Consider the following 22,323-nt stretch of genomic DNA (forward strand, 5'->3'; position numbering starts at 1 on the left):
CCACGCCCGCCCGAGGCAGTTGCGTATCCCCTAACTCAACGTCGATGCGTTGTGAATCAACGCCCAGTATATCGGCGGCGGTCTGCGCCAGTATGGTATAGGTGCCGGTGCCGATATCCGCGCCGGCGCACTGCACCACGAGCTGTCCTTGAGAAGACAGCAGAATTTTTGCTTCCGCCGGCATGGTATTCACCGGATAGGTACCCGAAGCCATTCCCCAGCCAATGAGTTCTCGGCCTTCGCGCATCGATCGCGGTGCCATGATGCGCTTGTCCCAACCAAACGCCTCAGCGCCTTTTTGGTACGCCTCTTTCAGGCGGCGCGAACTCCACGGAAGATCCTTCTGGTAATCACGATCGGCCCAGTTAAGGAGACGAAAAGCCAGCGGATCAAGATTGAGTTCATAGGCCATCTCATCCATCGCCACTTCCAAACCAAATGCGCTCGGGTTTTCACCGGGTGCGCGCATCCAGCCAGGCGTCACCATGTTGACAGGCCTGACCTGATGCTGGGCAGAGAGATTTTCGATGGCATACATGCGGCCGGTCACCTTGCTGCAGTTTTCGGCGAACACATCGATAAGTGACGTTTCACTGAAACTGCGCAGGATAACGGACTGGATTTTACCCTCCCGCGTCGCGCCCATTTCAAGCTGTTGTGAGGTCGCCGGACGCCCGCCCAGACCGGTAAAGGTTTGTGGACGCGTCAGTGACACACGAACCGGGCGATTAAGCGCGCGTGATGCCACACAGGCCAGCGCGACATGCGTATAGGGCACGGGTTTAGACCCAAAGCCGCCGCCAACATAGGGTGAAATGATACGCACTTGCTTTGGTGTAATGCCCATCCATTCCGCAATTTCCACCTGGGCACCCATCACCCACTGGCTGGGTTCCCAGACCGTCATGTGGCCATTATCCCACTGGGCAATACAGGCATGAGGCTCCATGGGCATATTGTATTCACGTGGTGTGGTGTAACGCTGACTGATACGGACGTCAGCGTTACGCATTGCCGCTTGCGTGTCCCCCAGAGTAATATCCTGGGACGTCAGTGGTTTAGGTTCTACGCCCTCATCTGTCGGGGATATCAGCGCAGGCGACGTCTCATAGGCAATCTCGATCAGTGAGGCTGCGTATGTTGCCTGCTCAAACGTGTCGGCCACGACCAGGCCAATATTCTGACCATTATGGATAATGACATCATCCTGGATCGGCGTATAAGTAGTCTGGGCAGCGCCACCGTCGGCGATGGGCGTTGGCTTGTTAATCTTTAAAGAATTGAGGTGCGTATAGACCGCAATAACGCCATCAGCGCGTTCGGCTTTGGCGGTATCCATATGTTTGATTCGCCCGCTGGCGACAGTGGACTGAATCACAACACCGTGCACAGCATTCTCAGGTTTATGCTCAATCGCGTAACGGGCTTTTCCCGTCACTTTCACCTTGCCATCACCCCGGGAACGTGGTGTCCCCAGGCCCGAAAGGCTGGCGGGTGCGCGGCGATAGTGATCGTTATGCTCGCCCGCTGCGGAGACATGTTTCTCATTGCCTGGCAGGTCGTTTTTGTCATGTTTCATGCCATTTCTCCTGCCGCCATCAAGGCGCGCGCAATGACCCGTGGCGTAAGCTTTATTTTGTGCGCATTGCCAGAGAGCGCCTGGGTTTCCTGAGTAATCAACTCGGCAGCCGCATAAAGCGTTTGCTGCTCGAAAGGCTGACCTGCCAGCGCCTGCTCAATGCGGCGTGCGCGCCAGGGTTTTGTTGCCACACCACCCAAAGCGATATGAACCGTTTCAATCCGGCCCTGATTGAGAGTCAGTCCAACGGCTGCACTGGCACTGGCGAATTCGTAGGAAGTGCGATCGCGGACTTTTAAATAGTGGGAGTGCTTCAGCGCGGCAGACTGCGGGATTTCAATGGCCACGATAATTTCATCAGCCAGGAGAGCATGTTCATGATGCGGTGTGTCCCCTGGCAGCAGAAAGAAATCCTCAACCAGAATACGTCGTCTCTGTTGCTGGCTGTTTTGCACCACCACCGTTGCATCGAATGCTGTCAGGGCAACAGCAAAATCACCGGGATAGACGGCAACACAGTGCTCACTGTTTCCCAGAATGGCATGATTGGTATTGACGCCCTGTAGCGCGGCGCAGCCAGAGCCAGGAACGCGTTTGTTACACGCGGAGAAGGTTGCCGGATCGCGATAATAGGCACAGCGGGTACGCTGGCATAAGTTACCGCCAAGGGTGGCCATATTACGAATTTGCGGCGATGCCGCCTGCCATAAGCTGCCATACAGCGCGGGCGCTTCTCGCTCACAGGCCGGATGACTGGCCAGGTCACTCATGGTAACCAGTGCGCCAATCGTGATGGTATCCTGACTGAAATCAATGTCAGACAGGCCGGATAACCCAGCAATATTGGTCAGGCGGGAGGGCGTAAAAACACCACATTTCATTAAATCGAGCTGCGTCGTGCCACCCGCGATAAGATGGTTTTCGGGTTGATTTTTGGCTCCTGCCGCATCCTCGATGGAATGCGCAACCTGCCAGTGAAATTCATTCATCGTGCCTCCTCCGCCATTTCAGCCGCAGCCTGCTTAATCGCATCAATGATGAAAGGATAAGCACCACAGCGACAAAGGTTGCCGCTCATGTATTCACGAATTTCATCGTCGGAGCCGGTATGGCCTTCTTTGATACAGGCAACCGCAGACATAATCTGCCCTGGCGTACAGTAACCGCACTGAAAACCATCATGCTCAACAAAACAGCGCTGCACCGGGTGCAGTTCACCTGAAGCCTGTTCCAGACCTTCAATCGTGGTCACGGATTTACCTTGCGTCTGCGCAGCCAGCGTCAGACAACTCAGCACCCGCTGCTCATTGACCAGGACAGTACAGGCACCACATTGCCCCTGGTCGCAGCCTTTTTTCGTGCCGGTCAGATTAAGATGATCGCGCAGCGCATCTAATAAGGTTACGCGAGGATCGACGTTTACCTGTCGGGTCTGACCATTGACCTGCATCGTTAACGGTATTTTTTCTGACATTGTCTGTTTCCCATGATTGCAGAGCCGGTTAGGTGATCTGTTGCTTATACATAACGGGCGAGATAAGAACGGGGAAAGTCGGATAACCCTGATGTTTACATGCGTATGTACGTCATTAGGTTTAGCACTTATTTTCAGGAGGCGAGGTAAAAATACGAAGATTGGCGTGATTAGGGCGCGCCAGCCGCCTGGGTTTACACGGCGGCCAGCGCGTTCATCAGCATCATGAATGGGGTAAGCGCGGTAGTTTGTGGTTAGTTATCAGAAAACTGACGATAAAGACCAGCGCAAACAACACGACAATCGTCGGCGCGGGGGCACTGTCGATAAAAAAAGACAGATAAACACCACAGAGTGACACAATCAGCGAAATCAGCGTCGCCAGCATCAGGGCATGGGAGAATCGATGGGTCAGCAAAACGGCAATGGCACCTGGGGCGATGAGCAGAGAAATCGATAAAATAATGCCGACGGCTTTCAATGTCGCCACAATGGTCAGAGAGACCATACATAACAGCCCATAATGCAGCCAGCGCACCGGTAAACCACAGACCTGCGCCTGCTGTGCATCAAAACTAAACAGCATCAAATCGCGCCACTTCAGGCTGACCATGACAACAATTACGGCGGCAATGCCCAGGGTCTGGAATATGTCGCTGCGACTGATACCGAGCATATCGCCGAATAAAATATGGTCGAGGTGGATCGCCGGTTTTACAGCAATATATAAGATCAAACCCACGGCAAACATACCGGAAAAAACAATGCCCAGGACCGTGTCCTGCTTGATTCTACTGTTGTCTTTCAGATAACCACTGGCAACAGCACAGAAAAAACCGGCACTGAATGCGCCAACAGCCAGAGGTAACGACAGCATCCAGGCCAACACAATGCCGGGGAAAACGGCATGGCTCATGGCATCCCCCATCAATGCCCAGCCCTTCAGCACCAAAAAAACGGACAGCAGCGCACAAGGCACCGCGACCACGGCGGCAATGAGTAAAGCATGATTCATAAAATCGAACTGAAACGGTTCCAGCCACATCATCATGCCTCCCGGATGGACTGCGTTTGGGCACGACGGCGGTTCGCCAACAGACCATGCTTAGGCGCAAACACAAAGGCCAGCAAAAACAGTAATGTCTGCGCCACAACAATGATTCCGCCCGTCGCGCCATCAAGGTAATAGCTCACCCACGCGCCCAGAAAGCTTGTAATGCTACCGATGGCGACAGCGATAGCCAGTAAACGGGGAAACCGGTCGGTCAGTAACCATGCCGTTGCCCCCGGTGTGACAACCAGACAGATGACCAGAAAGGCTCCCACGGTTTGCAGGGCGGCAACCGTTGAAACAGCCAGTAAGGTGAAAAATAAGATCTTCAGACGTCCGGGATGTAAACCCACGGCGCGGGCATGGTTTTCATCAAAAAAGGTCACCATCAAATCCTTCCATTTAAAAAATAAAATGATGGCAGAGGTGAGTCCGATAATAACCAGTTGAAAGATATCGGAAGGCGCAATGGCCAGAATATTGCCAAGTACGATGGTCTGAATATTCACGGAAGTGGGATTCAGTGAAACCATAAACAGCCCAAGACCGAAGAACGAGGAAAAAATCAGACCAATGATGGCATCCTCTTTCAGTCGCGTGCGCTGGTTAAGCAGCAACATGCTTCCTGCGGCTAATCCCCCGGATAAAAAAGCGCCCAAGGCAAAGGGCAAGCCGAGCATATAAGCGCCCGCCACGCCGGGTACAATTGAATGTGATAGTGCATCGCCAATAAGCGACCACCCTTTCAGCATCAGGTAACAGGAAAGAAAGGCGCACAGGCCGCCAACCATGGCTGAGATCGCCATGGCATTGACCATATATTGATAACCAAAAGGTTCCAGTAATGTTGTCATGGTTGGCCTCGCGATGGATTAGCGCATGCCGGTGCAATCACAGGACGCTCACTATCAGTGATAACCTGACTGTGGCCGCCGTCGATCATCACATGACGCAGCACGCCGCTAAATGCACGCTCAAGGTTTTCGGGCGTGAATGTGGTGGCTGTGGGTCCACTGGCCAGAATGGTGCCTTTAACCATGACGGTGTAATCACAAAACTCGGTAACCGATCCGAGGTTGTGTGTCGAAACCAGCATGGTTTTGCCTTCATCACGCAGTTCACGCAACAAGCTGATAATTTTGGCCTCAGTCTGAACATCAACGCCGGTAAAGGGTTCATCCAGTAAAATCACCTCACCCTGTTGGGCAATCGCTCGGGCGAGAAAAACGCGTTTTTTCTGACCGCCAGAAAGCTCACCGATTTGCCGTTCGCGGAATGCCAGCATATCGACACGGGCCAGGGCGTCAGTCACGCGGTCACGATCGTGCTGTTTAGGTCTGCGCATCAGGCCCATATGCCCGTAACGTCCCATCATGACCACATCATCCACCAGAACCGGAAAAGACCAGTCCACCTCTTCCGCCTGGGGTACGTAGGCCACCAGGCTGCGGCGAAGCGCTTTACGCGTTGGCATACCCAGTATGCTGATTTGACCGGCGTGGGCAGGCACAAATCCCATCATCGCTTTAAAAAGCGTGGATTTTCCCGATCCATTAACACCGACGAGTGCCGCAATTGAACCCGCTGGCACACTGAAACTGGCATTATGCAGCGCGGTGTGTCCATTGCGGTAGTTCACCGAGAGGTCGGAAACAACAATTGTTGGGCTCATTGTGTTTTCATCCCATCGTTGATGCCGTTGACCAGGGTTTGAGTGGTCACTTTCAACAGGTCAAGGTAAGTCGGCACCGGGCCACTGGACGTACTCAGGGAATCAACAAACAGCACGCCGCCATAATGCGCATGGGTTTCACGTGCAACCTGACGGGCTGGTTTATCGGAAACGGTACTTTCACTGAAGATGACGGGAATGGCGTTTTTTTTCATTTGGTCGATAACGTGGCGAACCTGTTGCGGGGTTCCCTGCTGATCCGCATTGATTGGCCAGAGATAAAGCTCTTTAAGTCCTAAATCACGAGCCAGATAGGAGAATGCGCCCTCGCTGGTGACTATCCAGCGTTTGTTTTCAGGAATAGCGGCAATTTGCTGACGAACCGGTTCGAGCGCTGTGACAATCTTTTGTTTATAGGCGGCAGCATTGCGCTGATAGGTACTGGCATTGGCTGGATCGTATTTGACTAAGCCGTCACGGATATTATCCACATAAATGAGCGCATTATCTGGCGACATCCATGCATGAGGATTAGGTTTGCCGTTATACGGCCCCTCCCCTATTCCCATCGGCGTTATGCCTGTTGAAACGACGACTTCAGGAACGCCCTTGAGATGCTGATAAAAACGCTGAAACCAGAGCTCCAGATTCAGGCCATTAGCCATCACCAGTTGCGCGCCTTGTGCACGCTTGATATCCCCCGGCGTCGGCTGATACTCATGAATTTCCGCGCCGGGTTTGGTAATCGACGTGACTTCAGCTGCGTCACCTGCCACATTTTTTGCCATGTCAGCGATAACAGTAAAGGTGGTGACAACCTTAAATTTTTCCGCCGCATAGCTGTGAACACTAAGGAACAGACTAAAAAAGATGCCAAGTGTAGTAACTGATATTTTTCTCACCATATTCGCCACCCAACGTTTGAATGTAACCATTTTCATAATTTAGCATTAGCTAACTTTTATAGCACAGGCTATAAAAGAACACACAGAAACACTTTGTGAAGTTTTTTAATGAAATGAATGGAAGTTTGAGCTTTTGTAATGCAGAGTGGCTAAATAGTTATTCTAAAAGCAAAATTCGGGCAATATGGCGCAACCCGATATGCAAAAATTCGACGCAATGCGCGGTGCACAACCGATTCCTCACAGCGGATAGCTCTTAAGGTAAAAGGGAACAGTATTCTTTGCTAAAATTACCCTCATCGAACAACGATCAAAGGAGGCTCTTTTGTTACTTTCCCAGCAGCAACTGACCAACACGATCATTGGCGAAGCCGCCCTGAATCTGATTGCAATTAATCAGGATGTCAGCGTCGAGTCTCTGGTCGATGAGCTTAACGTGATGACGAAATCTGAAGTCGATGAGGCCAGACTGTCACAATTGTATGATGCAACGAAATGGCTTATGGGTTTCAGGAAAATTGGATCTCGCCTGGCAGCAGGTTCCGGCTGGTCAGCACGTAAGTCCGTGTTTTCACCATCCGCAGATAATGACTGCGATGACATTTTCTTAAAATAGTACTATGCTCCTTTCAGAGCAGGTTATTGACCTTGTGCCTTTTAGCGTTCAGGCAACATAACCTCCACACATGCTCTATCCTTCTGTAACTTCTTGTTTTAAATGCGTTAGCATCTTTTGCACAAAAAAAACCTCTCAAGTTCATCAAAATTCTGTACAAGTTTTTAAAACTTGTATAACTTTCGCTCTATGGCAAAGTACATTTTAACCACTTGAGGATAACAGTATGCGTCAGAACGGACATGCACCGGATAATACCAGCGACATCGCCCGTTACTTCAACCAGGCAAATTTGCCCTCGCAGCAAGAAACGCTGGGAGAGATTGTTGTTGAGCTACTGCGCGCAGGTCAAACCCTTTCTCGTAAAGCAATTTGCAGTAAATTACTTCACCGTCTTGATAGTTGTGATGCCACGGAGCAACAACGTCATTACCAGGAGTTGATTGGATTATTGTTTAGTCGCGAAAGCGAATAGAAGGTTTTAATCTTTAAATATTAATTCGTTACCGAAAGTAATTTCTGATCGGGCAGTACCACATTTACTCAAAGGGATAGTACTGCCCACAGCTGACGCGGGAAGGTTAGCTGTCCCCGTCATCGTGACCGGAACATGGCCACAAATCGTAATCAGAGAAGCCAGTATGTACAGAAGTGAAGAAGAAAAAATAACGGACGTGATGATAGGTGAGGCTGTTCTGACCTTACTCAAATCGGAAAGTCCGATATCCAGTAATGCGTTAATTGCTCAGCTAGAAGCGATGGCAGGCGAAACCGACGATGCAACGAAGCTTCAGGCTATTAAAGTTGCGATTGTTGAAGTCCAAAAAGGAATAGCCTCAGCCAACAGCCGCCGAAGAGTCGATCTTCCCGAACGTGATAATCATCGCTTAAACAACGATGGCCCTCCGGAAGGCTCAAAAAAACATTGAGTTCAAGACGATTGCCTAACGATTGAGCAATCGTAAAGTGTAAGAACTAACCTGTGTTACGCCCGATTAACCTTAATATTTAATGACACTGTCGGCTGACTCCCAAAGATGCAACTGACGATTTTCCTAGAGAATTATGACTATGCAACAGAGCACATCAGATTTAGCCATCATCGAGTTTTTTCGCAGTGAGGGAGAGCATCTTGCTCAGGAAACTGAGTTGCTTGGCAGAGTTATCAGAAATATCGTTAGCGATGAGAAACGCGTAACCAATAAAGCCATCATCCTGTATTTGATTGCAGAGCTTGAATGCACTGATGATGAGTTCCGGATTGAGCTGTTACGCAGAACGCTGGAAATCGTTGTCGGCCGTACGCCGGACGATGCAGGTATTTGATTCTGTTACCTGCGTGATTCAGTAATGGATGACGCAGGTAATGCCCACGTCAGTTTTGTTTTATCCTGCAAAATGGTGAGGTTACAGGTCAGCATTAGTGCATTTTGCGTGAAAAAAAATGGATTGCGCGCTGGCAAAGTACTTTGAATCGCCTATCACGGCTGTCCTGACTCAAACGAAACAATGCATCTGTGATTTGGTGAAACTGTATGGGCTCACCCACCTTCAGAAGTTCACTTACCACTCTCCCAATCAGCGCACGAATATCGTTGTCTTCATGGCTATTCACATAACCTCCAACTGGTGTATGTATATACAGACTAACACCTTTGTTATCATGAAAACAAAGCGGATAATGAAAATAAACCTTAAGCGAAGCGGCAGTACAGCGTTATATTATTGATTTTTTTGGGTCTATTTATTTTCACTCCTGCTAAAAAATTATACTCACCCTCAAAATCTTACAAAATCAGATAAAACGTAAAGATTTATTTCTTTTTTGGTCAGTTAATCGGAATGTATGCTCGCATAACGTTCCCAATCCATTGAATAGCGATTCCAAGTTTTAATATAAAATATTATTTATTGTCGTGATCAGCATTTCATTAATAAACAAAAGGCGGTTAACGAAATAAACATCAACGAAAACCGCCTTTCCGATAAATTAACTATTACAACTTCTTTGCATTATATAACGTCATCACAATTGCGCTTACTGAGAGAATAATGAGAAAAATACCCAACCCAATCATAGCGTTAAAGGCATAGGTTTTAAACAGGAGCAGACCGACAATACAACCGGTTAAAAAAGACAACACCGTAGTTAAATGCGTATATAACTGCTTTTGTGCAAATCGTCTGTCACAAGGCTCAGCACGTGATACAAACGACGACAGATAAGAACCGAATGCGATTCCGGCGTCAGTTAACGTGCCAGTAATATGTGTCGATCTGACGCGGCCGTTTGATAATTGCGTCGAGGTCGCGTTGTGGAGCCCCATCAGGAATCCAAGCATTAACAGGACCTCACCATTGTAACTGGGTGAATAAAATAATTTTTCAAACAGCGATGCGGCAGTCAGGGCAAAACCTTCTGCCAGTATGATCAGGCAGAAAATGGTTCTGATTTTACGCCGTTCTCCTGCGATAATGACTAACCTGGCGGATGTGCATCCGATGACAAATGCCGAGATCAAACCGGCAAGAAAAAGCAGGCTATCCAGATCGGAAGTAAAGACTTCTGTTGAAATTTGAGAGGTATTCCCGCTCATGTGCGACGGGAAAAAACCAAATGCGCCCAATGCCATAGCATTAAGTATGCCGGCGGTTGTTGCCAGTGCCAGGGCCAGATAGCGGTCCTCTGTGTGAGATCTTATCTTCTTCTTTTTTATAAGCACGCCGTTCCCCTATGAAAGTGTATATCTCTCCCCCGGGTTAACTAAAACCCCGCCATCTAATGGTAGTACGCTTTCGAATGTATAGCGGTTAATACAGATAAGTCTGGGTCTGTAACCTGTTAATTGTATTAATTTTTATAGTTTTCTGGCCAGGATTTCATGGAAAGTAAACATCTGTTACAACCGGTTTTTCTTCCACAAATTTCCTAATCTTATGGCATATCCACGGCAGAGACGGCTCACTTTAGCGAGGATTTAACTATGCAACGCATTTATGGCAGGATACGCGCCCGGGCTCAGGCCACTCACACCAGTCATATGAATAAGTCAGGATAAATACATGACAGCTTTAAAACGTAAATTCATTATTCCGGCAGCCATTGCCATTGGCGGCCTGGGATGGTGGTTAATCCCCCATTATAATGCTGAAGATGAGGCCTATTACATTTCCGTCCTTTGTGCGGTATCTCAGCAGAATGAACATCAGTTACATAAGGATATGCAAAACGTGATAGAGGGCAGTAATTCAGATTACGCGTTGCAAAAAATCCATTTCATCCCTGCCCTCGCAAACCGGGTCATTAATGACTGGAAGACGCTGACGCCTGAGCAGAAACTACAAGCGTCACATAACAGTAGCCAGTGCACACAACTGATACGTGCGCAGAAATGATTCATCAGGAGCAAAGCACTATGATGCCAGAACGGAAAAACTATCCCGCACTGGGGCAGGTAAATGCCCCTTACGTCCATGCCGTCCGCCACAATCAAACGCTCTATGTATCAGGCTTAACGGCCTTCGGTACTACGGCGCATCAGAGTGATATTGCGGATCAGGCAGACGTCATCTTCGATCAACTGGAAACTATAGCCGCGGCGGAGCACACCTCACTGGCGAATTTAATCAAAGTGACTATTTTTATTACCTCCTTTGCCGATATTGATGCGCTGCGTCATGTGTTGTTTAAACGATACGGTAACCACTTACCTGCCAGCTCGTTGGTGCAGGTTAGCGCCCTGTTTTCGCCAGACTTGCTCATTGAAATCGACGCAATCATCGCCCTGTGATTTTATAAATACTGCACGCACGTTGTGATACAGGTTAACTACACTCTTATCGGCGGTGCATAACTCCTCTTCTTCATACGATGTCCGCCGTTAGCTTCACCACCATCAAAACGCAGCGTTATGGATATTTATTTTGCTAAGCAGGCAGACGATATTTTGCAGGACAGGATTAGCTTTGAACTGCCGGTCAGTGATAACAACCTATCAAAGTAAAATATGGCATGCTCTTGCACGCTGCTCGCCCAACATTTCGCCTTCAGGGGAAATCATGATGACCGACACATGGATATCTGATGCGCCCAATGCCCGTGTTAACCATGCTATCTACTGCATGGCACTTATATTTGATTGTAACTATCAGCACGAATCCTCTTGATGATGCTGGTCTCTGTGCATTGGAAGGGAACAGCAATTCATTTCCAGCACGGTTAATGTTGTCGCTCTCTCGCTGTTAAGCAGAGGATAAGCAAGGCTACGCGCCCTGCCCGCCTTTTATCATATGGATGTTATCTCTGGATTATCAGAACGGTTTTTAGCTTTCATGTGCTCCCGCTATACGCAACATAATGATTTTAGGGTGCACATTGCTCGCGGGGACAGGTCAGCTGCTGCTCCTCAACGCCACAAAGGAAGGTTTTCTTCGCCGGAATATTCCGCCGCACGATCTATGTAATGGTGAGTCAAACGCAGCCATTTAGCTTCCACGTGAACCGTCATTGAAGGTGCCCCACAACCAGCTGAACACTTTTGCTTTTCGTCTGGGGAATGCACGGTGCCGCAAGAGTAGTCTTCCGCAATTTATCATAATGAAGAACGTTCGTTTCTCCTGTTCCAGGTGCCAGATAGATATTCAGCCTGCCGATGAAACGCAGGGCAGCACCTGAATTTCAGCCTGAAATCGCCAAGCATCCTGCCCATATCTGATTACAGTGAATGTAATTTCTGTTCACTGTAATCAGGCAGCTAAACAAAAACAGCACACGCTGTGGCTGCAAATAATCGGGTATCAGCATATAGGGTTCACTACGGCGTGTTGTATTATGTTAAATAACCATGGCATCAATAAATCGACCCCAGTCAGGGTACTGAGTTAAAGCTGAGAACTACCACGTAGCAGAGTAAAGACTCTTTTTGCGGTGTAATGATGGCTCGTTGCCTCGCAGACCTTGTTAATCCAGATAAGGAACGCATTTAAAAGCGCACGGGATTACCCATTTATCCAAGTAACGACGGTACCTGCAACGTTATCTGTTGAATGATGGTGTGTTTTTTGGCTCATTAAATACTGACCTTTAAACAGGCAGCAACGCGTGAATGATATGAGCATTGTTTTTAGGTCGTTAAAAATTGAGTGGTCGTGCGCGTATGCCTGAGCCAGATATTCTCCCAAAGGTATCCTCTTACCGACTTCTTCACACCATTCTGACTCATTGAATCTGAGGTGAAGAAGGATTTCAGGCTGAAATCGCCAAACAGGCCACTTTACTGTTACTGATTACAGTGAACGTTATGCATGTATTCACTGTAATCAGCGCAACACCGACACAGATACGAACCTTCCCTTTAAGCCCCATTGGTTAAACCCCGGATTGCGCTGACTCTACTTGTAATCCTGTCTGCCGCTGAACGGGAAATATCACCCGCTCCGTAAGAATGCACACTCACGTATGCCAACGCTGAAGCATTCACTGCAATAAGTAGATGATACTGAGTGGCAACTTTTTTAAAGGGATAAGTGGAAGCGATCGGCTCCAGAGCAGCCGTTTCTGATTACAGTGAATAAAAGTACGGGCAATCTCTTCGCCGTTATCCTCTAAAGAAACTACCAGTTTGGCATTGGCTGATACTGTTTTCTTTGGACAAATGGCATCAGGGCTTTTGCGTCTGATAGGGGGAACGTTAGACTGACCGAGTTGGGACGTGATTCATGCGACACATATTAAGAACGGCCTTGAGTGAACCCTTACATTCAGGCTCCGGAGGCACGGATAAATAGCAATCCGTCGCAAAATCTTTTTTGTTCAACATGACAATGCCATCGTCGGACCAAACCCAGTTAAGAGAGAGCGACAGTAATGTTTGAAGAAGGGCCAGGTACATAAGTGCAGATATTGAGGGCGGTCTGGCGCGGCCTGAACCTGTTGCACTCGCCGATAAGTATTCCAGACACGTCAAAACCTCAGTTTTGCACCTAAGCAATATCGTTTATTCAGAGAGGCATTTGCTCTTACAGATCAGATGAATTGGCTAAGGTGTGACTTTCGTCATCCACTTTTTACCATTTGATTGCAACAGGATGACAGCCTACGTTCAATAGGGTTTATTCAGAATTCCCTTACTTATCCACTTTTTCTGTGGATAAGTAAGGGATATTTTCTGTATATCATTCTCAATGATATTTAGCATTTTCCCTTTTCGCATTCTAAAGCCAATAAAATCTGTAAATCTGAGCGATTTTATCGCCTCAAAGATGACAAAACTTTAACTTCGGATGAAATTTCAGCCTGAAATCGCCAGATTAAAAACGTTATTTATCAATAGTATAATCTCAAAAACAGCGCTGCTTTCGCCATCCCGTTATGCTGTTAGCGACTCTGCATATTGCGTGATGCGGTTAAAATGGTATCTCGGATCGTTAAGCTGTTAAGAGAGACCTCCAGACAGGAGAATGCTTGAGCAAATATCGCTCAGGCCTTACATCGACCTTCAATGAAAACTCTCAGCGTTAAAACACTCTTTGTCATTTTTGTCCAATCTTCAACATGTTCTGATTAGGTTTTTACAAGCACCAAAAAACTGGCGAATTTCAGATTAGTAAAAATTAAATGGTTATTTAAATCATAAGGTTAAAAACAACTGAGGCAGTTTTCTTTGGCGATTTCAGCCTGAAATTCGCTATTAACAGCGTACTGAAACGTGAATGGCGGAGAAAAAAAGAAGGGGGGAAAGCGCAAACCAGACAAATACAGGTTGCCTGGTTTGATGTACGTTTTAACGCGTCATATATTTCTTTAAGGTTTCAGCAATGACCTTATCAAGCTCATCCTGTAGCTCTTTGGACTGACGGTTAAACTCATAGCTGAACATTCTTCCGCGCGTTTTTTTACGTGCAAAACGATCTTTATCTGCAAAAGACCAGAGGGTGACTGCCGTTGTTTTATCTTTTTCCGGTTCTTTCACCAGTGTCTGACTGCCCTGACGAATCAACCTGAGAATGGTATTTTTCAGTTCATCCTCAGCTAAACCCTCACGCGCTCTCACTACATCAATTTCCGCTGAGATTGCGTTTATCAGTGCATCGACGGTCTGGCCTGTTTCACTGAGTTTATCCGCCGCCTGGAGCAACGCCTTATAATCAGGATAAGTAAGCTCAGATTGATTCGGAAAAAGGGATATCAAATCAGCAGGAACGCTAGCGGCCTGCAGGGCTCGCGTAACTTTGGCTTGTGAAAGCCCTTGGTTTTCAGCAATCTCTTTTTGTGACAAACCACCGTCTTTGAGTGCCAGTAACCGCATACCGACTTCACGCAAATTATGCTCACGTGCTGTCTGGATATCCTGAGCCAGTCGGCGGGCTTCATCAGGCGTTATTGCCGCATCTGTGACAAGCACATCAAGCCCGGTTTTACAGTACAGCGCCGCCGCACGACGTCGTGAGCCATCCAGGATCTCAATACGTTCACCTTGCATGACACCAATGGCAGGGAAGAACTGCTGAAGCTTAATAGTGCGAATAATATCGCGTAGCGAGTCCGGTGTGAGTCCAGACTGATCACGCCCATTTGTTTCCATGGTCACAAACGTTTTGGCTTCAACGTCATTCGCAAGAATATGTTCAAAACGAAATAAGGCACGCTTTCCTGTTGCCAGTACAAACGTTTGTGAATGGCTATCAGCGCTTTTTTCTGTGTTTAACGGTGTCTGGCTGAAGGTTCTGCCGATCGTTATTCTTTTTGCACTCATATAAACCTCAGTTCAGGCGGATAAATTCAATGCGGTCGAAAACCGCTTTAGCAAAGTCTTCAGCGGCGGAACGGGCATTTTTCAACGCCTCACTGCTGCCGACATAGGTAGACGGATTGGCAGATATCACGGTGTCAAAAGACTCACCACATCGCTCAAAACCATCCAGACGCGGCAGCGTCGCATCCAACATATCGCCACCGAAAATTTCTTTCGCCAGGCTGTGGCAAAGTTTGTGGTCTGCTTTGTTTGAAAGCTTAGACATAAACCCAATGTTGCCCTGAAGTCGACAGGTCGCGCCGGACTCTTCAATAATGCCAATGAGCTCGGGCAAACGGGTCAGGTACTTGAGTGTGGAATGAAAATCCACCTGTGCAGGCGGGACAGGCGTCATCAGCAGATCGGACGCGGCTATCGCATTTTTCAAAAAGGCATCTAAATGTGGCCCGCTATCAATGAAGATAAAGTCGTAATCTTTTTTAAGCTTAGAAACCACATTATCGTATAACACTGAATGAATATTTTGCCCGGGCAGATGTGCGGCACAAAGCTGATCCCAACTTGATGCAATAAATGCATCATCTATCGACGCAGGCAGCACATCCACACCGGGGATGATGGATGACACAATAAATTCATTCACCAGCTCATCACGCGTGACGTTTTGCAGCATCGCCTGAGCGGCCGTGGCCTCAACAAGTCCAACAGAACGCTCATGGTTTAAAAACATGGTGGCCGAGGACTGTGGATCAAGGTCAATAACGAGAATGCGCAGGTCTTCATACAAGAGGTGAGGGTGCGCTCGCAGCGCGTGAGCCAGAGAAACCGTAGAAACGGTTTTTGAAACTCCACCTTTAAGATTACCCACAAACAAAGTAAAGGCTTCAGTATGGCGATCGCGGTATTTAGGCACGCCGCGATGATGATAAATATCAATAATATTCTGAATGGACATCGCGTACTTGACGGAGCTACCTGCTGCACGTTTATCGAACTGATAGCCACTCTCTTCCATTTCGTTCACTGCATAATCTACGCTGGCACGCGTTAACTTAGGCAGTTTCGCCAGCGCAGCCTTGGCATAGATTTGGTAGTAACTGTTTTCTTGCAACTCAAGTTTTTGTGCCTGAATTTGTTCAGTAAGGCTCAATAACATGCGTTCTGAACGCTGAGCAACTTTCATGACCTGACTATCATCGTTAGCCATACTTACTCCAAACATGTAGGATTTATGAATTTATACCTAAATCCTGCACATGAGGCAAGAATTTATCCTATAAACGTAATCTTGTGTTAGATGTGAAACTCCTGATTTTTGTGACGCTATTCGCACAGTTCACTGTAATGAGCGTGTGTCGCGCCGGACAGGCATCGTGTAAAACGCGTCTAGTCCGAGCTTATTCCACCTGATAAGCCCGAACACAGCCCTGTCGAATCCCACTCCCGCGCCCCATATGTATGAAACGGGCAACCAGAACAATGAACAGAAGTGATAACGTTCACTGTAATCAGTAGGTTTTTACATTGATCAATCTCCCCTGAAAAAGGCTAGCTGGCCCGGCATGAAGAAGAGTAAACAGGTTAAGGTAGCGTCATAGCGCGCTCAATCAGGACGCTCTAATGCATTCACTGTGGTTAGCAGAAACAGGAAACCCAACAAGCTTAAAACATTCACTATAAACAGTAGAAGATTCACTGTAGTCAGTAATGACTTAGTGATAATGCGAAACTCCTCATCTTACTGGACAGCTCTCTACAGCAGGCACCAGGCAGTAAAGAACAGGAGTGAGTGAGGGAGGTAAAGACAGTTTTTGATTTACTACAGCAGGGCTAAAAATTCACTATAGTCAGCAAGGGAAGAAACCATAATATTCACTGTAATCAGTAAAACTGCCCGGTTCGCATAAACGTTCACTGTAGTCAGTAATCTCAGTCATGTTATGTCTGGCTTTCATGCTCAGCAGCAGCACTCTTCAGCACACCGCCACCCTCATCAAGTGCCATGACGGTACACTCCAGAACGCTTGTATGCCGTACCCGGGTTAAAACATTCACTGTAATCAGTAGGGGATACCGTCTGCCGGTAATCCATGCCTTGTTATCCATCAACAGAGCATCAAGGAAGCCCGTGCCGCCAGAGGCGTTTTCGTCAAAACATTCACTGTAGTCAGTGGAGTTAACAATGTCTCTTCCCCCGCACCACATTTAGTCATTACCTGTGAAAAATGGTTGAACGCAGTTTGAAGATTCACTGTAGTCAGTAAAACATTCACTGTAATCAGTAGATGAAAAAAACGAGAATCCGCACCAAACCGGGAAGCAGGGCACCGACAGGCGAAATGTTCACTGTAATCAGCACCTGTGTTTTCAGGTACCGCGTTACCGGCTGGACGTTCACTGTAATGAGTCAAGATGTTCACTGTAATCAGTAAATGTGATGGCAGATATGACTATCGCGCTCTACAGGTAACATCACGTTCACTGTAATCAGCAATCCAACTAACCCTGTCACTTTTTTCACGTGTCATTATCTGGAATGTTAAAGCCAAAACGAGGAGAAGGACTCGAAAAACCCCGAAAAAAAAGCTCTTTTTAAACAGAGGGATACATTTAAAATTCACTGTAATCAGCTTGATAGATAACGTGCGGGGATTCACTATAATCAGTCCTGTCTGCTGATGTGCACGCCAGAGGCAACATTCACTGTAATCAGTAATTGTGTGTTCGGAAGAGGAAACAGGAACTAACAATAATAATAGTGAGCGCCTACAAACATATAAGTAATTGATTAATATCACATTTAAAAAAAGGGATTTGAACAGAGAGTTTTAGGCAGTACGCTTTTACTGACTACAGTGAACGGCGCTGATTACAGTGAACACCTTGCGCACTACATCGCACGGGAATAGTGAAGAAGAGAATGCGGATGTCACTTTCAGGCAAAAGTGACACTGCAACGCAGGATGTACTGATTACAGTGAACCTTCGGGCTAGTCCTCAAAATCGATGTCTTCGAGCGTATCGATCCCCTCAAGATTGCTTATGCCATCAAGCTTTGGCGTTCTGCTGTGAATGATGAAAAACACGGAACGCCCGCGTTTAACTTCAGAATAATCAAGGTAGCCAATCTCTTTGAGCTGTTCCATCGCGCGACGCACCACATGGTTCTGAGTGGTAATTTTTGATCCCAGATTCAGGCGCATGCGTAAACGCGCAAGAGAAATAGGAGCAGGATTGGTTGGCAGGCTCTCAAGGAACGTATAAAGCGCCTGAGCCGATTCTTTACGCTTAAGGCGGGAGATGGCGCGTAGTTGCAGTAAAACCTTGTGGTCGAAGTTGTAGAGCTCAAATAGCTTAGGATCGGCCTGTATGCGCACGATATCTTTTTCACGATCGTAGTAGGCCGACTGGACAAGGTGCGTATGGTAGGCTTTACCGTTACCTTCAAAAGAAAGCGTATTCGTCGCGATACGACGTAATGAGGCGTCAAGGCGCTTGCGTAACGCAGCAGAGGAGTTCGCCGAAGGTATTCCGCACATCTTCACGAAATCAATAAAGGGCAGCGTCACCGTGTCTCCCTGTGTCGGATAGCGGGAAAATGACTGGATAATACCTGCCCATGTCTTAAAGTCATTATCCATATCCAGCCTGGCACCGGTGATGGTAATCTTTTCATAACCTTCCGCTTTAACCAGCGAAAGGTTTTTAAGTTCTTTAGTCGCATCGGTTGAAGCCATCGCACCCGAGATGCCGCGCGCTGTGGATTTAAGCGTGGGCACAAACAAACCCAGGCGCATTAAAGCCACAGGCTGGACGGTATTATTTTTGTTTGGATGAAGCTGGATAACTTCGCCACTGTTTTTGGTCACAGACAGAAAAGGCTCTAGTAACGCTTTGTTTTCACTATCTTTATCTGCCATTGGATAAGATCTTCATTCTGTGGATGAAAAGGATCGTTTTCTGACTACAGTGAACATTAGCACTGATTATAGTGAACTTTCTACTGTGTGTAGTGAATAAAGTACTGATTACAGTGAATACTTTACTGATTACAGTGAATGACAACACCCTCTCAGCCCTTGTGTGGTGCGGCCTGCGGCGATCGGGGATCTCTTTGGATCTATAAGGGATCTCTTTATGATCGTTATATAGGAACTAATCACTGTATAAGTGGATAACTCAAAAAAACAGCCTCTCTGCGCACACCTTGCGAGTATCCTCACAGCCTTTGATGAAAGCATAGCGAGAAAGTCGATCATAACGGTGTTCTCAAAGGATCATTCTCTTTATAAATTTCCCTTTCATTTTTTATAAACAACTTGCTCACTATTATTCATTTTTCATCAGCATCATCCCAGCGTAAGGTGATCGGGTCTCTTATTGATAAAGGATCAAGTCCATGACTGACTTTGCGATTTCACGTAATCCCACAACAGGCGAGATTATTGCCCAATACCCAATGCAAAACGCTTCTGAACTGGAGCAAGCGCTAAATACCAGCGCAACGGCTTACAAAGAGTGGCGGCAAAGCAGCATGGCAACCCGTGTAAGCGTGCTTCGTCAACTGAGCCAACAGCTTCGTGAGCGCGAACCTGAACTGACACGGATGATTACCCTTGAAATGGGTAAGCCCGTTGCACAAGCGAGAGGAGAGATCCTGAAATGCGCGAATTTGTGCGACTGGTATGCGGAACATGGACCTGCAATGCTGGCAGACCAGCCTTCGCAGGTTCCTGATGCATGGCAGTCATTTCGTCCAATCGGCGTTATTCTGGCCGTCATGCCGTGGAATTTCCCTTTCTGGCAGGTTCTGCGCGGCGCAGTAGGCATGCTACTTGCTGGCAATACCTACCTACTCAAACATGCCCCCAACGTCATGGGCAGCGCTACGCTGATGGCAGAATTGTTTGATGCGACTGACCTGCCAAAAGGCGGTTTTAATGTGATTAATGTTGATAACGAAGGCGTTTCAGCTGCAATCAAAGATGATCGCATCGCAGCTGTTGCTGTAACAGGTAGCGTCCGTGCCGGTGCAGCTATCGCAGCACAGGCAGGTGCGGCATTGAAAAAGACGGTGCTTGAGTTAGGGGGATCGGACCCTTTTATCGTGCTGGCCGATGCTGACCTTGATGAAGCCGTAAAATCGGCAGTAACAGGCCGCTATCAAAATACCGGACAGGTTTGTATGGCTGCTAAACGCTTTATTATCGAAGCATCCATCGCTGATGAGTTCGAAAAGCGTTTTGTTGACGCAGTCAAATCACTCAAAATTGGCGATCCCCTTGATGAACAGACTTTCATCGGTCCGATGGCACGAGCCGATCTGCGCGATGAGCTCGATGAGCAGGTCAAAGCCAGTTTGCGTGAAGGTGCCCGTTTGGTGTTAGGCGGCGAGAAAATAGCAGGGCAGGGCAATTATTACGCCCCAACCATCCTTGCGGATGTCACCAACGACATGACCGCTTTCAGACAAGAGCTGTTTGGTCCCGTGGCGGCAATTGCAGTGGCAAACGATGCTCAGCATGCGCTGGAAATCGCCAATAACAGCGATTTTGGGCTGAGTGCAACAGTCTGGACCGCTGATGAAGAGGTTGCCGCACGCATGAGTGATGAGCTGGAAGTGGGCGCAGTCTTTATTAACGGCAATGGCGCTTCCGATCCGCGCGTTACTATCGGTGGTGTCAAAAAGAGTGGCTACGGCCGCGAGCTGTCACACTTTGGCGTGCATGAATTCTGTAATGTGCAGACAGTATGGAAAAACCGCCGTTAATGAGCCTTACTGAAGTTTGTTCTGCGGATTCACAGCTAAAACCGGCGCATCGTTGTGCGCCGGTTTATTCTGAAGGACTGCGCGACAGAATGATTTGACTGACTGTTCACCACAGCAGGTTATCTGAAGCGCCCCGGATCTGACCCTCAGGATTCCGCATCCTCAAACCAGCCCGGCATCGGATCGGAAAGCGTCACCCAGTATGCGGGCCCCTGGGCCATTTCCTGTGGCGTTAAGAGCGCGGCGTCAAGCGCACTACGCACCTGTTTCTCATCCATTTCTATACCGATAAATACGAGTTCTTGTCGGGCATCTCCAATACCATCCAGCCAGTTTTCTGCAATAAAATTAAGAGACTCAGTATCCTGAGGCCATTTCTCACGTGGAATGCTGGCCCACCAGCTTCCGGCATGTCCATGACGGGCAACCGCGCCTGCCTGTGACCACATTGCAGCAAATTCCGGACGGCTGGCCAGCCAGAAGTAGCCTTTGGAACGAATCACACCATCAAGCTGGTGGTTAACAGCATGCCAGAAACGTTCGGGGTGAAAGGGCCGCCTGGCGCGATAAACAAAACTACGAATACCGTACTCTTCTGTTTCTGATTGGTGCTCGCCACGAAGTTCTCTTAGCCAGCCTGGTGCCTGCGCTGCCTGATCAAAGTCAAACAGCCCGGTATCCAGCACCTGATCAAGTGGGACGTTACCAAAATGACTGGTGATGATATGCGCTCGCGGATTCAATGAATGCAACATTGCTTTAAGCGTCTGTTGATCTTCCTCGCTGATCAGGTCTGTTTTATTAACGACCAGTACATCGCAAAATTCGATTTGATCAACCAGTAAATCTACGACAGACCGTTCATCTTCTTCGCCCAGGGATTCACCGCGCGCCTGCAGTGAGTCGACGGAACGATAATCACGAAGGAAGTTATAACCATCAACGACAGTAATCATCGTATCCAGTCGGGCAATACTGGATAAACTTTCACCGTCCTCATCGGCGAAGGTGAAGGTTTCTGCCACAGGAAGCGGTTCAGATATGCCGGTTGATTCAATGACCAGATGATCAAAACGACCTTCCTGCGCCAGCCGTTTGACCTCCAGCAGCAGATCTTCACGAAGTGTGCAGCATATGCAGCCATTACTCATCTCTACAAGCTTTTCATCGGTACGCGACAGCTCAGCACCGCCGTTGCGCACTAACGCCGCATCAATATTGACTTCAGACATGTCATTAACGATGACAGCAATACGCCGCCCCTCACGATTGTTAAGAATGTGGTTAAGAAGCGTGGTTTTACCTGCGCCGAGAAAACCCGACAGCACAGAAACCGGTAAACGAGTGTCCTGGAAGTCGGGGAGGGAATGGTGTGCCATGCGTTATCCTTCAAATCAGTTTTATATATAATGTTATAACATAACAAAATGAAGGTAATTTTCAACACTGTTTGTCAGGATGATCGAAACGCACACTGGCAGCGAGAAGCGGGGCTGACCCGT

The 22,323-nt window shown here is 47.9% G+C and carries 20 protein-coding genes; 7 read left to right on the top strand and 13 right to left on the bottom strand.

Translation table 11 applies throughout. The annotated features are described in order from the left end of the window. The 7 genes from CMR03_RS11860 to CMR03_RS11890 form a co-directional block, all read right to left on the bottom strand. On the bottom strand, positions 1–1,579 hold a 1,579-nt coding region (locus CMR03_RS11860; RefSeq protein ID WP_096011664.1), incomplete at its 3' end, for a xanthine dehydrogenase family protein molybdopterin-binding subunit. Then, positions 1,576–2,568 carry an FAD binding domain-containing protein gene (locus tag CMR03_RS11865; RefSeq protein WP_096011665.1) on the bottom strand — a complete coding sequence of 331 codons (993 nt, stop codon included), beginning with the start codon at positions 2,566–2,568 and terminating at the stop codon, positions 1,576–1,578. The genes CMR03_RS11865 and CMR03_RS11860, both read right to left, overlap by 4 nt. After that, a complete protein-coding gene (locus CMR03_RS11870; RefSeq protein WP_096011666.1) occupies positions 2,565–3,053 on the bottom strand; it encodes a (2Fe-2S)-binding protein in 489 nt (162 codons plus the stop codon). Before CMR03_RS11870 ends, CMR03_RS11865 begins: the two co-directional genes overlap by 4 nt. Positions 3,054–3,276: 223 nt before the next feature. Beyond that, the gene (locus CMR03_RS11875; RefSeq protein ID WP_370513222.1) at positions 3,277–4,104 is read right to left on the bottom strand and encodes a metal ABC transporter permease; all 828 of its coding nucleotides are present in this window, start codon (positions 4,102–4,104) and stop codon (positions 3,277–3,279) included. Continuing rightward, positions 4,101–4,958 carry an iron/manganese ABC transporter permease subunit SitC gene (gene sitC / locus CMR03_RS11880; protein WP_096011668.1) on the bottom strand — a complete coding sequence of 286 codons (858 nt, stop codon included), beginning with the start codon at positions 4,956–4,958 and terminating at the stop codon, positions 4,101–4,103. The genes CMR03_RS11875 and sitC overlap by 4 nt, the downstream gene beginning before the upstream one ends. After that, on the bottom strand, positions 4,955–5,776 hold the full coding sequence (locus tag CMR03_RS11885) for a manganese/iron ABC transporter ATP-binding protein (RefSeq protein ID WP_096011669.1): 822 nt from the start codon (positions 5,774–5,776) through the stop codon (positions 4,955–4,957). The genes sitC and CMR03_RS11885 overlap by 4 nt, the downstream gene beginning before the upstream one ends. After that, positions 5,773–6,681, bottom strand: coding sequence for a metal ABC transporter substrate-binding protein (locus CMR03_RS11890; RefSeq protein ID WP_096011714.1), 909 nt, complete (start codon positions 6,679–6,681; stop codon positions 5,773–5,775). The genes CMR03_RS11885 and CMR03_RS11890 overlap by 4 nt, the downstream gene beginning before the upstream one ends. 325 nt (positions 6,682–7,006) lie before the next feature. Here CMR03_RS11890 and CMR03_RS11895 point away from each other — a divergent pair, with 325 nt between their 5' ends. From CMR03_RS11895 to CMR03_RS11910, 4 genes are all read left to right on the top strand, one after another. After that, on the top strand, positions 7,007–7,297 hold the full coding sequence (locus CMR03_RS11895) for a hypothetical protein (RefSeq protein ID WP_096011670.1): 291 nt from the start codon (positions 7,007–7,009) through the stop codon (positions 7,295–7,297). Between the two features lie 226 nt (positions 7,298–7,523). Further along, complete coding sequence (ycgZ, locus tag CMR03_RS11900) at positions 7,524–7,772, top strand: regulatory protein YcgZ (protein ID WP_063876992.1); 249 nt, start codon at positions 7,524–7,526, stop codon at positions 7,770–7,772. Between the two features lie 166 nt (positions 7,773–7,938). Continuing rightward, the gene (locus tag CMR03_RS11905) at positions 7,939–8,226 is read left to right on the top strand and encodes a hypothetical protein (protein WP_096011671.1); all 288 of its coding nucleotides are present in this window, start codon (positions 7,939–7,941) and stop codon (positions 8,224–8,226) included. A gap of 142 nt (positions 8,227–8,368) precedes the next feature. After that, positions 8,369–8,623 carry a biofilm/acid-resistance regulator YmgB/AriR gene (locus tag CMR03_RS11910; protein WP_063876994.1) on the top strand — a complete coding sequence of 85 codons (255 nt, stop codon included), beginning with the start codon at positions 8,369–8,371 and terminating at the stop codon, positions 8,621–8,623. A gap of 671 nt (positions 8,624–9,294) precedes the next feature. Here CMR03_RS11910 and CMR03_RS11920 read toward each other — a convergent pair. After that, the gene (locus CMR03_RS11920) at positions 9,295–10,020 is read right to left on the bottom strand and encodes a YoaK family protein (protein WP_096011673.1); all 726 of its coding nucleotides are present in this window, start codon (positions 10,018–10,020) and stop codon (positions 9,295–9,297) included. A 340-nt stretch (positions 10,021–10,360) separates the two neighbouring features. On the opposite strand from CMR03_RS11920, the gene CMR03_RS11925 reads away from it, so the two are divergent. Then, positions 10,361–10,693 carry a hypothetical protein gene (locus tag CMR03_RS11925; RefSeq protein WP_096011674.1) on the top strand — a complete coding sequence of 111 codons (333 nt, stop codon included), beginning with the start codon at positions 10,361–10,363 and terminating at the stop codon, positions 10,691–10,693. Positions 10,694–10,713: 20 nt separating this feature from the next. After that, positions 10,714–11,088: a RidA family protein gene (locus CMR03_RS11930; RefSeq protein ID WP_096011675.1), complete on the top strand. Its 375-nt coding sequence runs from the start codon at positions 10,714–10,716 to the stop codon at positions 11,086–11,088. Between the two features lie 2,991 nt (positions 11,089–14,079). Here CMR03_RS11930 and CMR03_RS11935 read toward each other — a convergent pair. The 4 genes from CMR03_RS11935 to CMR03_RS11950 all read right to left on the bottom strand — a co-directional run bounded on the left by CMR03_RS11935 (position 14,080) and on the right by CMR03_RS11950 (position 18,971). Further along, positions 14,080–15,051, bottom strand: coding sequence for a ParB family protein (locus CMR03_RS11935; RefSeq protein ID WP_096011676.1), 972 nt, complete (start codon positions 15,049–15,051; stop codon positions 14,080–14,082). 7 nt (positions 15,052–15,058) lie between these two features. Further along, positions 15,059–16,258, bottom strand: coding sequence for an AAA family ATPase (locus CMR03_RS11940; RefSeq protein ID WP_096011715.1), 1,200 nt, complete (start codon positions 16,256–16,258; stop codon positions 15,059–15,061). Between the two features lie 731 nt (positions 16,259–16,989). Continuing rightward, positions 16,990–17,256 (bottom strand): hypothetical protein, encoded by a 267-nt coding sequence (locus tag CMR03_RS11945; protein ID WP_096011677.1) that lies wholly within the window; start codon positions 17,254–17,256, stop codon positions 16,990–16,992. Positions 17,257–18,041: 785 nt separating this feature from the next. Further along, positions 18,042–18,971 (bottom strand): RepB family plasmid replication initiator protein, encoded by a 930-nt coding sequence (locus CMR03_RS11950; protein WP_063877001.1) that lies wholly within the window; start codon positions 18,969–18,971, stop codon positions 18,042–18,044. Between the two features lie 479 nt (positions 18,972–19,450). Between CMR03_RS11950 and CMR03_RS11955 the strand changes: the two genes are divergently transcribed. Next, positions 19,451–20,821 (top strand): aldehyde dehydrogenase family protein, encoded by a 1,371-nt coding sequence (locus CMR03_RS11955; RefSeq protein ID WP_096011678.1) that lies wholly within the window; start codon positions 19,451–19,453, stop codon positions 20,819–20,821. Positions 20,822–20,967: 146 nt separating this feature from the next. Here the strand turns inward: CMR03_RS11955 and zigA are convergent, their stop codons facing one another. Continuing rightward, positions 20,968–22,200: a zinc metallochaperone GTPase ZigA gene (gene zigA / locus CMR03_RS11960; protein ID WP_096011679.1), complete on the bottom strand. Its 1,233-nt coding sequence runs from the start codon at positions 22,198–22,200 to the stop codon at positions 20,968–20,970. Positions 22,201–22,323: the final 123 nt, after the last annotated feature.

Origin of the sequence: Pantoea allii (genome assembly GCF_002307475.1) — a bacterium.
GTDB lineage: Bacteria > Pseudomonadota > Gammaproteobacteria > Enterobacterales > Enterobacteriaceae > Pantoea > Pantoea allii.